We start from the raw sequence: 13,810 nt of genomic DNA, 5'->3' as shown, positions 1-13,810 counted from the left end.
ACGCTTACTCCCTTCCAGAACGCGCCAACTGCTAAGCTACATGAGGACGACTCGCCCACAGCGCAAAGCACCTGTGTTCGCGCTATTGGCTGTCCCGTGCGTTGTGGTGCTGACCGTCGATGACGAGTCGAACCTACTGTATGGGCACTGCGCGCGGCAGCCTTTCATGCGTGCCAGCTACGTGCCCAAGGTTGGACGCGGATCGAAGCGTGCGCAGGGTTTTTCGTGAAAGTATAAAATCTAATCAACTTTATCAGAAGAAAATATATGATCGTAAGAAACTTTGAATACTTGCTTGCTTTGCACCGTGAAGGCCATTTTGGCAACGCGGCCAAAAGCTGCAATGTTTCTCAGCCGACACTCTCCGCGGGCATTAAGCAATTGGAGGAAGACATGGGTGTCGAGATCGTGCGTCATGGCCGACGCTATGACGGCCTCACTTCTGAAGGGATGCGCGTACTGTCTTGGGCTCAGCAGATGTATGACGACTGCAAAGGGCTGGAGCGAGAACTCTCCGCACTACGGCGAGGTATAGAGGGGCAATTCCGGCTAGGGATACTCCCAGGAACTGCCGGTGTAGCGCCCACATTAAGCATCGCCCTTGCTGAAAAAACACCCTTACTTCAACAATCAGTTCTGGTTTCCGGCGCTTCTTCCCTGCTACAGGCGATTCGAGAAAACAATTTGGATATCGCACTCATGCATTTGGAGGATATCCCAGGGGAAGACTTCGATACTCACCTTCTGTACCGTGAACGCATTTTCCTTTTTCACGCCGCGAGAACACAGCAACCCCGAAGCACAACGTGGGACCATGTTCTCAATAGACAACTCTGCGTGCTGAACTCGGCAGTACCTGAACCCATTCAAGATAGGCTGATGCAATGTACCGCGCAGACTATTCGCACTGATTCAATTGACGTGCTATCGGCACACGTGGCGACAGGAAAATATTCGGCAGTTCTTCCGCAATCTCTCGCCGGCCAACTCGCGCACATTCCAAATCTCCACGCAATCGCAATCAATGGACCAATGTCGCACTCAAATGTCGGATTCGTTGCTGGGAAAAATGCGTTCGAGGCACCGTCATCGCGTGCATTGCTCGAAATGGTGCACACCCCCGAACTCGCCGCCACTCTTCAATCCGTTATATCGATCCATCGTCGGTTCCAGCCCAAAGCAGACTCATCTCAAAGCCCCCTGAAATAGCGAGTCTTGAAGAGCAACTCTGTATTGCTTCAACCAGGCGAAGATTGCAGGCATGCCGTGTGCGCCGCTAACAGGCGCCACGTGCTGAGCAACCCATCGAAGGCCACTAGGTCCAGGGGCAACTCGGGGGACAGGAGTACCTGCTGCATGCGGCCTCCTCATGTCTCGCTGGGTCGAGCTGACTGTTCCTAGATCAAGCTAGGAGGCGCGATGTAGCGATGATCGTTGCCCTCTCCCGGCTAGGAGACGAGCACGGCTCGACGATCCCGCGTAGATAGATCGTGCCTATCTGTACATAGATTATTCCAGTTTGACCACTTCTGAGCTTGATCCGATGCTGTCAAGACCGCAGAAGGAGACGCGGCCAACGGCTAGGCAGTACCACGATCGTTCTTCTTGACAGCGGTAAATTTCGTTTCCCACTTCGATTTAGAAGATGGAAACATTAACGCACAGAGGTGACGAAATGACTCCGACCGGTAACCGAATCGTGACTTTCGAGAAGCCCTTGGAAATGAAGGTCAACACCTTCAAATTTCCAGAGCTGATAACCCCTCAAGGGAAAAGCGCACCCCATGGCGCTATCCTCAAAATAGTTACCACAAATATCTGTGGCAGCGACCTTCACATTTATCGCGGTTCGTTTGCTGTTCCCAAGGGAATGACCATGGGCCATGAAATGACCGGCGAAGTGATCGAAGTGGGATCAGACGTCGAAGTCGTGAAGAAGGGCGACATCGTTTCCGTTCCCTTCAATGTGGGGTGTGGGCGTTGCTACAACTGCAAGCATATGCGCTCCGATGTATGCGAGAACACCAACCCCGAAATCGACTGCGGAGCCTACGGGTTCAACCTCGGTGGCTGGACGGGGGGGCAAGGTGATTATCTCTTCGTACCGTATGCGGATTTCAATCTCCTTCGCTTCCCTGACAAGGATGCCGCCATGGAAAAAATCCGCGACCTGACCCTTCTCTCTGACGTATTACCCACAGCTTTCCATGGGTTCGCTGGCCCAGACTGGCCAGCCGCGCCGGCCTACGTCGTCGGCGAAAACATCCTGATCTTCGGTGCCGGGCCGGTCGGCAGAGCGGGTGCCGCCTGCGCCAGACTTCTGGGTGCAGGCGCCATCATCGTTGCCGATTACATTCAAGAGCGGCTGGACCTTCTCAAGCCACACGGCGTGGAAACCATCAACCTTTCCGACGGCGTGCCGATCGAGGAGCATCTCGAACGCATTACCGGGCACAGGGAGGTGGATTGCGGATTCCACGCCATTCGGACACTCAGCCCACGCTGATCCGGACACCTGTTCCACGCTCATTCGGACAGGCAGTCGGAGCGCAGCGACGCAGGGGTGGCATTGTTAGTCCGGGTTGGCTGGCGTCGTCAATTTCTGCGTCCGTTTGCGCATTGATTCACCCTTCAGATTGATCCGATAAGCGTTGTGCACCAGGCGGTCGAGGATGGCATCGGCCAGGGTCGGATCGCCGATCAGTTCGTGCCAGTTGTCCACCGGCATCTGGCTGGTGACGATGGTCGAGCGCTGGCCGTAACGGTCGTCCAGTAGCTCCAGCATGTCGCGCCGTTGCTCGCCGGTGAACGGGGCCAGGCCCCAGTCGTCGAGGATCAGCAGGTCGGTCTTGGCGTAGCTGCTCATCAGCTTGGCGAAGCGGCCGTCGCCATGGGCCAGACCCAGTTCTTCCAGCAAACGTGGCAGGCGCAGGTAGCGCACGCTGTAGCCCTCCCGGCAGGCCTGGTGGGCCAGGGCGCAGGCCAGCCAGGTTTTACCGACACCGGTGGGGCCGCCGATGATCAGGTTGAGGCCGTCGCGCAGCCACTGACCACTGCTCAGTTGCAGGATCAGCGCCTTATCCAGTCCGCGCGGGCTGCGGTAGTCGATGTCTTCGAGGCAGGCGTTGTGCTTGAGCCGGGCCTGGCGCAGGCGGCTGCTCAGGCGCTTGTCATCGCGTTCGGTCAGCTCGCGGTCGACCAGCAGGCCGAGGCGTTCTTCGAAGCTCAGGCTGTCGATGTCCGGGGTTTTCAGTTGTTCATTCAGCGCCTTGAGCATGCCGTGCAGGCGCAGGGTTTGCAGCTTGTCCAGGGTCGGATGGGGCAGCATGGTGGGATTCCTTGGGGTCAGTGGTAGTAGGCGGATCCGCGCAGGTTGGCGTGGTCGTCCGGTAGTAGCGGCAGGTTGGTTTGAGCTAGCGGCAGGTTTTCCAGCCCCTGGCGCAGGATCGATTCGAGGCTCTTGTAGCTGCACGTGCCGAGGCTGATGGCGCGACGGCAGGCCAACTCCAGACGCGCCTCACCGTGGGTTTTACCCAGGCGCAGGATGCCCAGGCAGGCCCGGTAGCCCTGCTGCGGATGGATGCGCCGTTCGAGGATGTGCCGGATCACGCCGGCGGTGTTCGGCCCGGTCTGCTCGGCCCAGCGGATCAGCCGTTGCGGCGTCCACTCGGCATGCTCGCGATGGCTCTTGGGCATGTGCTCGGCCTGCGTGCTGTGCCTGCCCTTGTGCATTGAGCGCAGGTGGCTGGCCACTCGCTGGTTGGCGTGGAAAAACTCGACGGTGCGCGCCGTCAGGCGCACCTCCAGCTGCTTCTTCACCAGTTGATACGGCACCGAGTAGTAATGCCCATCGACCTCGACGTGGTAGTCGATGTGCACCCGCGCCTTCTTCCACTCGGCGTAGACGTAGGGTTGCTCCGGCAGGGGGCGCAGCGCCGGACGATCCAGGCTGTCGAAGGCCGACTGCCGGGAGCCCGGCAGCTTCTTGAACGGGCGTTGGTTGAGCCGCTCCAGCAGCCCGGCGATGGCCGTGTTGAGTTCATCCAGGGAGAAGAACTGCCGATTCCTCAGTGCGGCGAGGATCCAACGCTCGACCACCTGCACGCCGACTTCGGCCTTGGCCTTGTCGCGCGGTTTGCGTGCCCGCGCCGGCACCACCGCCACGCCATAGTGCTCGGCCAGATCGCGGTAGCTCGGGTTGATGTCCGGCTCGTAGCGGTGACTCTTGCTCACCGCGCTGCGCAGGTTGTCCGGCACCACGATCTCCGGCACGCCGCCGAGGAAGGCGAAGCAGCGGGCATGGGAGCCTAGCCAGTCCGGCAGCTGCTGCGACCAGGTGGCTTCGGCGAAGGTGTAGCTGGACGCGCCGAGCACCGCGACGAACACCTGCGCCTGGCGGATCTCGCCGCTGTGGCGATCGATAACCGGCACCGTCTGGCCGGCATAGTCGACGAACAGCTTCTCGCCGACGCGGTGCTCCTGACGCATCACCACGTCCAACTTGCCCTGCCAGGCTCGGTAGTGCTCACAGAACCAGCTGTACTGAAAGCCCTGAGGCTGGCTCAGGCGGTACTCCTGCCAGAGCAGCGCCAGGGTCACCCCGGGGCGGCGCAGTTCGGCATGCACCCATGCCCAATCGGGTAAAGGCCGCTTCTCACTGGCAACCGCCGGGGCCGGCGGGAACAGTTGCTGCTCCAACTCGGCATCGGACAACGAACAGGGCCAGGTGAGGCCGCTGGCGGCAAAACGGCAGAGGTAATCACCGGCACTGCTGTGGCCAATGCCCAGGCTGCGGGCGATCTTGCGCACGGACAGGCCGCAGTCGAACTTGAGGCGTAACACCTCTCGGATTTTACGCATGGATAAACGCTCCACAACGACCTCTCTGCTTCGAAAAAGAGATCGATGGTAGTGAATAAATCCTGCGTGGCTGCCTGCCAGAAAAGTGTCCGGATGACCGTGGAGTCGGTGTCCGGATGCTCGTGGAATGAGTGTCCGGATCAGCGTGGAATCACTGTCCGGATGCGCGTGGAATGGGTGTCCGAGTCAGCGTGGAATCCGCAGGTGGATCGCGTCATCGACTATGTTGGTGTGGACTGCCGCGGGTTTGGCGCGGAGGCTGACAAGATCGTGGAGAGCGCTGTTACCAACGCAATGCTCAAATATGTCCGCTTCGGCGGAATGACCAGTACGGTCGGTGTGTACTGCGCAAACCCGATCTCGAAAGACCCGAAAGCCAAGAAAGGCCATATGGATCTGGAATGGTCCAACGCCTGGATCAAGTCGCCGCGAATGTCGGCTGGTCAATCTCCGACGGCCAACTACAACCACGCGTTAATGCGGGCGATACTGAACGATCGCATGCCTTACCTTTCGCCGATGATGAACACTAAGTTCATCAAGCTCGAAGACGCGCCCGCCGCGTACAAAGAGTTCGACGCGGGTTCTGCATACAAGTACGTCATCGACCCGCATGGTTCAGTGCGGCATTAAGCATCCGGCGCGGGCTAAGCATCAGGATGTCTCACACTTTCTGGTGAGAGGCATTCTGGTCCCGCCAGTCTCCGGGCAGCAACTGGAGCCGGCGAATATTTTCGCCGGCATTTGCCGTCTGCCCCAGGGTACTTGCCTTGGCTCGGACCAGGAGCAGAGCCTCAGCAATCCGCAGGTGATGATCAACCGCAAGCGTGTTCAAGCGCTTGGTTCGCAATCGGCCAAGGGTCAGACGGGGACGATGCACGGCATCCATTGACGTGCGTGGCTGGAGATAGCCTTCGTCTGATCCTTATCACCCCACGGACTTGATCAGGCTCGCCTAGTGTTGTGCCTGCCTCGGGCCATCGCACGGTCAACCCAGCCCTGGCTCATTCAGCCAGAAGTTTCCAATGATGTGGCCGAACTCGCCGCCGCCAGAATGGCAGTCACTTCTATAGGGAGATAGCACAGTGTTGGATAAGTCGGAACGGGAGGGTGGCCTATGGAGCTGCGCCATCTTCGCTGCTTCGTAGTTCTTGCTGAGGAGCTACATTTCACGCGGGCGGCTGAGCGCCTGCATATCGAACAACCACCGCTATCACGAGCCATCAAGGAACTTGAGGACGAGTTGGGCGTAGTGCTCTTCGACCGAAACCGACGAGGAACAGTTCTAACGGCGGCGGGCGCGGTCTTCTTGCAAGATGTTCGCCGTCTATTCACAGTGCTGGAACAGGCTCGTGAAAATGCCAAGGCTGTGGCATCGGGCTTGCGCGGTAGCCTGCGCATCGCTGTATCAGATGGGGCTATCGATCCACGGCTGTCGGCATTTCTGGCTCGTTGCCGCGCCGAGGAGCCGGAGATCGAAATACGCTTGTCAGAAGTGCCTCTGGCAGAGCAAGTGCGTGGCTTGCGTTCGGGCGACTTCATGATCGGGTTCGCGCACACGGGCGATGTCGGCGACGGTATCGCTGCCGAACCAATCTGGCACGACCCGCTGGTGATTGCGGTGCCAGCTCGTCACTCATTGCTCACCTACAAGGAGGTGCCACTTCAAGAACTTCAAGGCCATCCACTTGTCCTGTGCGACCCGCAGGTATGCGAGGGCTATTGCCGCGAACTCAAGCGGCTGCTCAACACGTTGGAGCACAAGCTGAATGTTGTCGAGGAAGTGTCCTCGCTGGACATGATGCTCACGTTGGTCGGCGCCGGCTACGGCATCGGCTTCATGACGGCGACCAAGATTCCCATCTCCCAACGGCCGGATGTGGTGATCCGCCCCTTGGCGATGGATTCTGCCGTGATCACCACCTACCTGCTTCGGCCGGACGGCGGCAATTTATCGGCTTCGGTGGAGCGATTTATCGTTCGCCTTCGCGACTCTTCGGACGGTTGACGGAGCCTGGCAGGCTAGACACTCAGGGATCAGTGTCGGCACGCAGATTGCGTTCGGTCGCCGTCATCAGGTCAGCCGCGCTTATTCCAAGTGCCGTAGAAATTTTCAGTATGAGCGGAAGCGTGGGCACGTGCTCACCACGCTCGATCTTACCCATGTGAGAACGCGAAATGCTTGCCCGAGATGCGAACTCGTCTTGCGCGACTCCTTGAGCGACGCGCGCAGCGCGCACGGCCTGTCCGAAGGCTAACGCCGACTCGGATTCATACGTCGATGTGCCAGAAGGACGGCCTGGCTGAATTGTTGATTTCTGCATTAGCAGAAGCGTCAAACAATCTGCCACAATTAACCACGTTAAAGATAACGACGTTAAACTTCACTCTTTCCTGAAACGCTGGTTTGCCTTTCTGGACAGATCGCTTATTGGGGGCCCTCATGCATGACGCCACCAGCCAGTTTTCCCATTTCAGGCTTGCTATCGCGCCCGGAGTGCCATCCTCTTGCCTCACAACGCTTCTTGCCCTACAGCGCGCGGAGGAACCAGAAGTCACCATCACGTTCTTTGAGACCTCAGCCGATGATCTGTTGACGGGCCTTGAGGAAGGCCGCTACGACGCTGGAATGACGCTTCGGAACGCTGGTGCTCCGGCTGTGAAAAGCCAACCGCTCTGGGTGGAGAACGTGGCTGTTGCAGTGCCGCTGGGGTCCCCCTTAGTTGCCCAGGCGAAGATCACGCTTGCCGAGCTTCTGGACTATCCGGTGTTTCGCTGGCCGGCGGAGGCTTGCCTACTGCTGGATCAGCGACTGTCCTTTCTTCCGTTGAGCCAGCAGAGCATTCAGCACGTGACTTCGTTCGAGATGATGGCGCTTTGGGTGACCGCTGGCTACGGAGTGGGGCTCTCCGCGCAATCGCGCATTGAGCGTGCCCATGCGTGGGGGATCACTATGCGACCGCTTTCAGACGGCCCCTACGAGATCGTGACATACCTGCAGCGACCCCACGGACGAGCCAATGTTGTTTCTGAGCGGTTCGAGCACAGGGCAATGCTGGTTGCCAGGGACAGGGCGGCTTGCTCGAATACCCCATAGCCCGCTCTCGCCGAGGCTGCGTGCGGGTAATTGCAGCGGCACGCGCCTGTTAGCGCGCCAGTGATAGCGCTTCCATCTCTGGCAATATGATGAATTAACATGGTCTTTGGAGGCACGAATGGTTGGAAGTGGTTGGGATCGAGTACCAATTGACTCGCAAAGCATCGATGCGCCGCTGTCGCGCGCGGCGGTGTTTCTCACGTTGACGGTCGCCGAGGGCCACGAGGCCCTTCAGGCGGTCGCCGGCGTCTTGGACGGGCTGGACGACCTGATCAAAACGGTGGGCTTCCGCGATCTCAACGGCCGGCTGTCGTGCATCACTGCACTGGGATCGGCGCTATGGGACCGTTTCCAGACCGGGAAGCGCCCGAAGGAACTACGGCCCTTCGTGCCCATCGAGGGTGCCAAGCACACCGCGCCTGCCACGCCCGGCGACCTGTTCTTTCACATCCGTGCCGAACGCGAGGACCTCTGTTTTGAATTCGAGCGCCTGCTGCTGGACCAACTGGGCAGCAGCGTGACGGTGGCCGACGAGGTGGTCGGTTTTCGCTACTTCGACTCCCGCGACCTGCTTGGCTTTGTCGATGGCACGGCCAACCCGACCGGGCACGACATCGGCGCCTCGACGCTGGTCGGCAGTGAAGATCAGGCGTTCGCCGGCGGCAGCTACTTGGTGGTGCAGAAGTATCTGCACCAAATGCAGCCGTGGGCTCGGCTCGCCAAGGACGAGCAAGAGCGGATCATCGGCCGGGAGATCGTCAGCAATGTCGAATTGCCCGACGCGACGAGCGGCCAGAAATCGCACAAGACCCTCGCCACGATCGTGGACGACGACGGCACCGAGCACGACATCCTGCGCGACAACATGCCCTTCGGCCGCCCCGGCCAGGGCGAATATGGCACCTACTTCATCGGCTACTCCAGGCATCTGTGGGTGACGCAGAAGATGCTGGAGCGCATGTTCCTCGGCGATCCGCCAGGCATGCACGACCGCCTGCTCGATTTCTCGACGGCGCACACCGGCGCCGTGTTCTTCGCTCCCGCACCGCGCACGCTGAGCGAACTCGTGGAGGCGGTGCAAGCGTAATGCAGGGGCCGCAAGGCCCCTGCAAGGTTTGAGAGCCCTATGCTCCGTCTAGAACTACTGCGCTATCCACCAGCCGACGAACGCTTTGCCGCACATCCTCGGGGATGGGGTACGGGGCAATGGCCTCGGGCATATCCGCATAGTGCTGGTAGTCGCCCATGATGACCTGGATGATCGCCGGTACGTTGGTCGGCGTGACCGCATCAATGGCCGCGCGGTCCCCCAGGTCAGGGTGCGGCTGGGTCAGCATGCGGTACAGATCCCACGAATCCGCGTGCGGGCACTGGTTCATGAGCACCTGGGCCAGCTTGTGCTTGAGCGGCACCAGTTGCCAATCGGGAACACGCTGCCCCCGATTGCCCAAACTGATGGACAGCAACTTGCCCGCTTTCAGTTCGCGGTTGATCTGGTCCTTGGACTTTCCGGCCAGCTTGCCGAACAGCGGGACCGGCAAGCTGCTTGGAGACTCGTAGATGGTCAGCATTTCCTCGCGCTCGCGCTGGATCGCGGACACTTCCGGCTCTGGGGCATGCGTCGGAGGCGGCGGTACCTGAGACAGCCGCTGGAACGTGATGCCGCCGCTGCTCGGGGTTACGACAATAGGCGTGGCCACGACGGGCGGGACGCCGGGAGGAGTGGGCTCGGCCATCGCGAGGGTCGCATCCACCGCTTCCTCCACTTCTGCCATCGCCGGCGCCCCGTCGATACGGATGGTCAGATGCGCGCTCGCGGCTTCCACTTCGCCCTGTTCGAGCAGGTCGAGCCGATCGGCCCAGTCCTGCATCATCCGACGGCGCGGCTCAACGTACTTGGCGTGGTTGTAGGACGAACTCACCTTGTTGGGGTCGGAATGGGAAAGCTGCGCGTCCACCCAAATCTTCGGGTAGCCAATCTCGTTGAGCGCCGTCGAGATAGTGCCGCGGATGCCGTGGCCGGTCAGGCGCCCCTCATAGCCCATGAGCTGCACGGCCTTGTTGAGGGTGTTCTCGCTGATGCGCTTCTTGAGTTCGCTGCGGTGTGACAGCAAGTACTTCTGCGCCGGCCGCATCACCCCCAGGAGATAGCGCACGATCTCGATGGCCTGCAGGGATAGCGGCACGATATAGGGGGGCACATCCTGCGGCCGCTTCCCTGCCTTGCGCATTTCATCCTGGAGCTGCTTGACGATCTGCGGTGGGATGATCCACAAGCCCCTGTCGAGGTCGAACTGTTCGGGTTCGGCCAATCGCAGTTCGCCGGTGCGCACCCCGGTCAGGAACAGCAGCCGGACGCCAAGCTGGGTCTGCCAGCCACGGGGGTTGTAGAGCCGGAGCTTCTGGAGGAACTCGGGCATCTCGGGCAGGTGCAGGTAGGGATTGTGGGCTACGGGGGGCTTGGGCTCTGCCACCACGTCCAGGTCGGCGGCCGGGTTGACTTCCAACCCCTCGGCAATGACCAGGGCATAGCGGAACAACTGGTTGAACCAGGTGCGGACCTTCTCGGCGGTGGTGAACGCCTTGCGTTTCTCGATCGCCGCCAAGACGCCCAGGAGTTGGGGGCGGCGAATGTCGTAGATCGACATTCTTCCCAGGGTGGGCAACACGTCCTTGTTGAAGATGCGCAGGATCTGCGACAGCGTGCTTTGACGGCCTTCCTTGAGTTCCTTGCGGCGATGCTCGACCCAGGCATCGAAGACGGTCTTGAAGGTGTATTCGCCCGCCAGCTTGGCCGCGTGCCGTTTCTGGTCGCGCTCGACCTGAGGATCGATCCCCCTGGCGAGCAGGGCCTGGGCCTTGTCTCGCTCGATCCGGGCCTCGCGCAGGCTGAGAGCAGGATAGCCGCCCAGGCACAGGCGCTTTTGCTTGCCCAGCCAGTAGTAGCGGAATTGCCATGACTTGCCGCCTGCGGCTGAGACCATCAGGCCCAGGCAGTCGTTGTCGGAGAGGGTGTAGCGTTTTCCGGTGGTCTTCGCCTGCCGGACGGTCAGATCAGAGAGCGCCATTTCGAGACTCCTAAGTAATGACTTAGGCCCTATGCTCGTCATGGTCCCCGCTCAGCCCCAGCAACTATCCGGTAGCCGACCCACCCGTATTCTTGTGCCTTATTTGGTCACTCAAAAACGGTAGCTGTGGGTGGATTTCCGTGGCACTCGCTGGAATGAAAAAAGGAGCCGAAGCTCCTTTTTTCAATGACCTACAGACCCCAGTAGAAGTCTGTGGATCAAAATTTGGAGCGGGAAACGAGACTCGAACTCGCGACCCCGACCTTGGCAAGGTCGTGCTCTACCAACTGAGCTATTCCCGCGTCGTGATGGGTGCCATTCTAGCGATTTCTAAAACAGCGTCAACCCCTTGATTCAAAAAAAGTTTATTTCTGTTCAGAACCTTCGCGCAGGTGCGGCCAGGCGGCCAGCAGGTAATGCACCATCGACCACAGGGTCAGCCCCGCCGCCACCAGCAGCAGCCCGTAGCCCAGGATCACCCAGAACGTTACCGCTGGCGGGTTGCCCAGCAGGATCACCAGCGCCAGCATCTGCGCGGCGGTCTTCCACTTGCCAAGGTTGGACACCGCCACGTGCGCCCGCGCGCCCAGCTCAGCCATCCACTCGCGCAGCGCCGACACCACGATTTCGCGGCCGATGATGACCGCCGCCGGCAGGGTCAGCCAGAAGTTGGCGTGGGTCTGCACCAGCAGTACCAGGGCCACCGCCACCATCAGCTTGTCGGCCACCGGGTCCAGAAAGGCACCGAACGGCGTGCTCTGCTGCAGGCGACGCGCCAGGTAGCCGTCCAGCCAGTCAGTGGCGGCGGCAACGGCAAACACGCTGCTGGCGGCCATGTAGCTCCACTGATAAGGCATATAGAACAGCAGAATGAAGCACGGAATGAGCAGGACGCGTAGAACGGTGAGCAGGTTTGGAATATTCATCGGTACGACTGGCTGCAAGTTGAGCCCGGCATTCTACTCGCTATGCAGGCTGGCATAAATCGACTCGGCAAGCTTTTTACTGATGCCGGGGGCTTTGGCGATTTCATCGATACTGGCGCGGTTGAGCTCCTGCAGGCCGCCGAAATGTTTCAGCAGGTCGCGCCGGCGCTTGGGCCCTACCCCGGCCACATCCTCCAGGCTCGACACCCGGCGGGCCTTGCCGCGGCGAGCGCGGTGGCCGGTAATGGCAAAACGGTGGGCTTCGTCGCGGATCTGCTGGATCAGGTGCAGGGCCGGCGAATCACCCTTTAGGGTGAACTCGTGGTGCACGTCGTTCAGGTACAGGGTTTCGAAACCGGCCTTGCGGGTGACGCCCTTGGCCACACCCAGCAGGGTCAGGTCGGTGAAGCCCAATTCCTGCATCACATCCCGGGCCATGTTCAACTGCCCCTTGCCGCCATCCACCAGCAACACGTCGGGCAGCTTGCCCTCACCATCCTTGATACGCCCGTAACGGCGGGTCAGGGCCTGGTGCATGGCGGCGTAGTCATCGCCGGCTGTGACGCCTTCGATGTTGAAGCGGCGATAGTCGGACTTCAGCGCACCTTCGGGGCCGAACACCACGCAACTGGCCACGGTGGCTTCACCACTGGAATGGCTGATGTCGTAGCATTCCAGCCGCTGCGGTACTTCGTCCAGGCCCAGCACTTCGGCCAAGGCCTCGAAACGTGCGGCCATGTGCTGTCGGTTGGCCAGGCGAGCGTTCAGCGCCTGCTCGGCGTTGGTCACTGCCAGCTGCTGCCAGCGGGCGCGCGTGCCGCGTACCCGGTGGCTGATGGTCAGCTCGCGGCCACGCAGCGTGTGCAGCGCTGCGGTGATGGCATCGAAGTCTTCGTGAACAACGTTGACGATCAACTCGCTGGGCAATTCCCGTTCTGCGTTGCCCAGGTAGTACTGGGAAAGGAATGCGGCCATGACCTCGGCCACCTCCTCCTCGATGCCCACCTGCGGGAAGAAGTTCTTGCTGCCCAGCACCCGGCCGCCGCGCACGCTGATCAGGTGCACGCAGGCGCCACCGGGGTTGACGAAAGCGGCGATGACATCGACGTCGCCACTGCCGCCTTCGATGTACTGCTGGTCCTGCACGCGGCGCAGCAAGGCGATCTGGTCGCGCAACTCAGCGGCCTTCTCGAAGTCGAGGGCCATGGCGGCCTTCTCCATCTCGGCATTGAGCTCGTTGCCCAGTTGCTGGCTGCGGCCTTCCAGAAACATCACCGAGTGGCGCACATCCTCGGCGTATTCTTCGGGGGTGACCAGGTCGGTGCAGGGCCCTTTGCAGCGTTTGATCTGGTACTGCAGGCACGGCCGGGTGCGGTTGGCGTAGTAACTGTCTTCACACTGGCGCACCGAAAAAGCCTTTTGCAGCAAGCTTAGGCTTTCGCGGATGGCGCCAGCACTGGGGTACGGGCCAAAGTAGCGGCCCTTGGCCTTCTTCGCCCCACGGTGAATGCCCAGCCGCGGGAACTCACCGTCGGACAGGAACACGTAGGGGTAGGATTTGTCGTCGCGCAGCAGGATGTTGTACGGCGGCCGCCATTCCTTGATCAGGTTCTGCTCCAGCAGCAACGCCTCGGTTTCGTTGGCGGTGATGGTGGTTTCGACCTGGGCGATGCGCGCGACCAGCGCGGCGGTCTTGGGCGCCAGGCCGGTCTTGCGGAAATAGCTGGCCAGGCGTTTCTTGAGGTTCTTGGCCTTGCCCACGTAAAGCAGGCGGGCTTCGCCGTCGAACATCCGGTAAACGCCCGGGCGACCACTGCAGGTGGCCAGGAATGCGCTGGCATCAAACACTTGGGACATGA

The 13,810-nt window shown here is 60.7% G+C and carries 12 protein-coding genes and 1 tRNA gene; 6 read left to right on the top strand and 7 right to left on the bottom strand.

The features are described 5' to 3' along the window. The first annotated feature begins 267 nt into the window (after window positions 1-267). On the top strand, window positions 268-1,209 hold the full coding sequence (locus tag J3A71_RS10260; protein WP_028698648.1) for a LysR family transcriptional regulator: 942 nt from the start codon (window positions 268-270) through the stop codon (window positions 1,207-1,209). A gap of 466 nt (window positions 1,210-1,675) precedes the next feature. Continuing rightward, a complete protein-coding gene (locus J3A71_RS10255; protein WP_245353464.1) occupies window positions 1,676-2,506 on the top strand; it encodes an alcohol dehydrogenase catalytic domain-containing protein in 831 nt (276 codons plus the stop codon). Between the two features lie 66 nt (window positions 2,507-2,572). On the opposite strand, the gene istB is transcribed toward J3A71_RS10255, so the two are convergent. Then, entirely contained in the window at window positions 2,573-3,328 is a 756-nt protein-coding gene (gene istB / locus J3A71_RS10250) for an IS21-like element ISPpu7 family helper ATPase IstB (protein ID WP_019437637.1), read from the bottom strand. A 17-nt stretch (window positions 3,329-3,345) separates the two neighbouring features. Continuing rightward, the gene (istA, locus tag J3A71_RS10245; protein ID WP_019437638.1) at window positions 3,346-4,860 is read right to left on the bottom strand and encodes an IS21-like element ISPpu7 family transposase; all 1,515 of its coding nucleotides are present in this window, start codon (window positions 4,858-4,860) and stop codon (window positions 3,346-3,348) included. 51 nt (window positions 4,861-4,911) lie between these two features. Here istA and J3A71_RS10240 point away from each other — a divergent pair, with 51 nt between their 5' ends. Both J3A71_RS10240 and J3A71_RS10235 read left to right on the top strand, forming a co-directional pair. Next, window positions 4,912-5,493 carry a hypothetical protein gene (locus J3A71_RS10240; protein WP_245353465.1) on the top strand — a complete coding sequence of 194 codons (582 nt, stop codon included), beginning with the start codon at window positions 4,912-4,914 and terminating at the stop codon, window positions 5,491-5,493. Window positions 5,494-5,977: 484 nt separating this feature from the next. After that, window positions 5,978-6,868, top strand: a complete 891-nt coding sequence (locus J3A71_RS10235; protein WP_023103878.1) for a LysR family transcriptional regulator — start codon at window positions 5,978-5,980, stop codon at window positions 6,866-6,868. Between the two features lie 22 nt (window positions 6,869-6,890). Here the strand turns inward: J3A71_RS10235 and J3A71_RS10230 are convergent, their stop codons facing one another. Further along, entirely contained in the window at window positions 6,891-7,184 is a 294-nt protein-coding gene (locus J3A71_RS10230; RefSeq protein WP_009459591.1) for a helix-turn-helix transcriptional regulator, read from the bottom strand. A gap of 119 nt (window positions 7,185-7,303) precedes the next feature. On the opposite strand from J3A71_RS10230, the gene J3A71_RS10225 reads away from it, so the two are divergent. Beyond that, window positions 7,304-7,957, top strand: coding sequence for a substrate-binding domain-containing protein (locus tag J3A71_RS10225; RefSeq protein ID WP_023106332.1), 654 nt, complete (start codon window positions 7,304-7,306; stop codon window positions 7,955-7,957). 118 nt (window positions 7,958-8,075) lie between these two features. Beyond that, entirely contained in the window at window positions 8,076-9,044 is a 969-nt protein-coding gene (locus J3A71_RS10220) for a Dyp-type peroxidase (RefSeq protein ID WP_020924940.1), read from the top strand. A 37-nt stretch (window positions 9,045-9,081) separates the two neighbouring features. Here J3A71_RS10220 and J3A71_RS10215 read toward each other — a convergent pair whose 3' ends face one another. From J3A71_RS10215 to uvrC, 4 genes are all read right to left on the bottom strand, one after another. Continuing rightward, window positions 9,082-11,025, bottom strand: coding sequence for an integrase arm-type DNA-binding domain-containing protein (locus J3A71_RS10215; RefSeq protein ID WP_023103875.1), 1,944 nt, complete (start codon window positions 11,023-11,025; stop codon window positions 9,082-9,084). Between the two features lie 226 nt (window positions 11,026-11,251). After that, a tRNA-Gly gene (locus tag J3A71_RS10210) sits at window positions 11,252-11,327 on the bottom strand. Between the two features lie 63 nt (window positions 11,328-11,390). After that, window positions 11,391-11,951 carry a CDP-diacylglycerol--glycerol-3-phosphate 3-phosphatidyltransferase gene (gene pgsA / locus J3A71_RS10205; RefSeq protein WP_016488197.1) on the bottom strand — a complete coding sequence of 187 codons (561 nt, stop codon included), beginning with the start codon at window positions 11,949-11,951 and terminating at the stop codon, window positions 11,391-11,393. Between the two features lie 33 nt (window positions 11,952-11,984). Then, a complete protein-coding gene (uvrC, locus tag J3A71_RS10200; protein ID WP_060516982.1) occupies window positions 11,985-13,808 on the bottom strand; it encodes an excinuclease ABC subunit UvrC in 1,824 nt (607 codons plus the stop codon). Window positions 13,809-13,810: the final 2 nt, after the last annotated feature.

It is taken from the genome of Pseudomonas sp. PvP089, from assembly GCF_017875165.1.
Taxonomy (GTDB): domain Bacteria; phylum Pseudomonadota; class Gammaproteobacteria; order Pseudomonadales; family Pseudomonadaceae; genus Aquipseudomonas; species Aquipseudomonas fortuita.
Note: the sequence above shows the minus strand (reverse complement) of the source record. Positions and strands in the feature narration are given on the sequence as shown.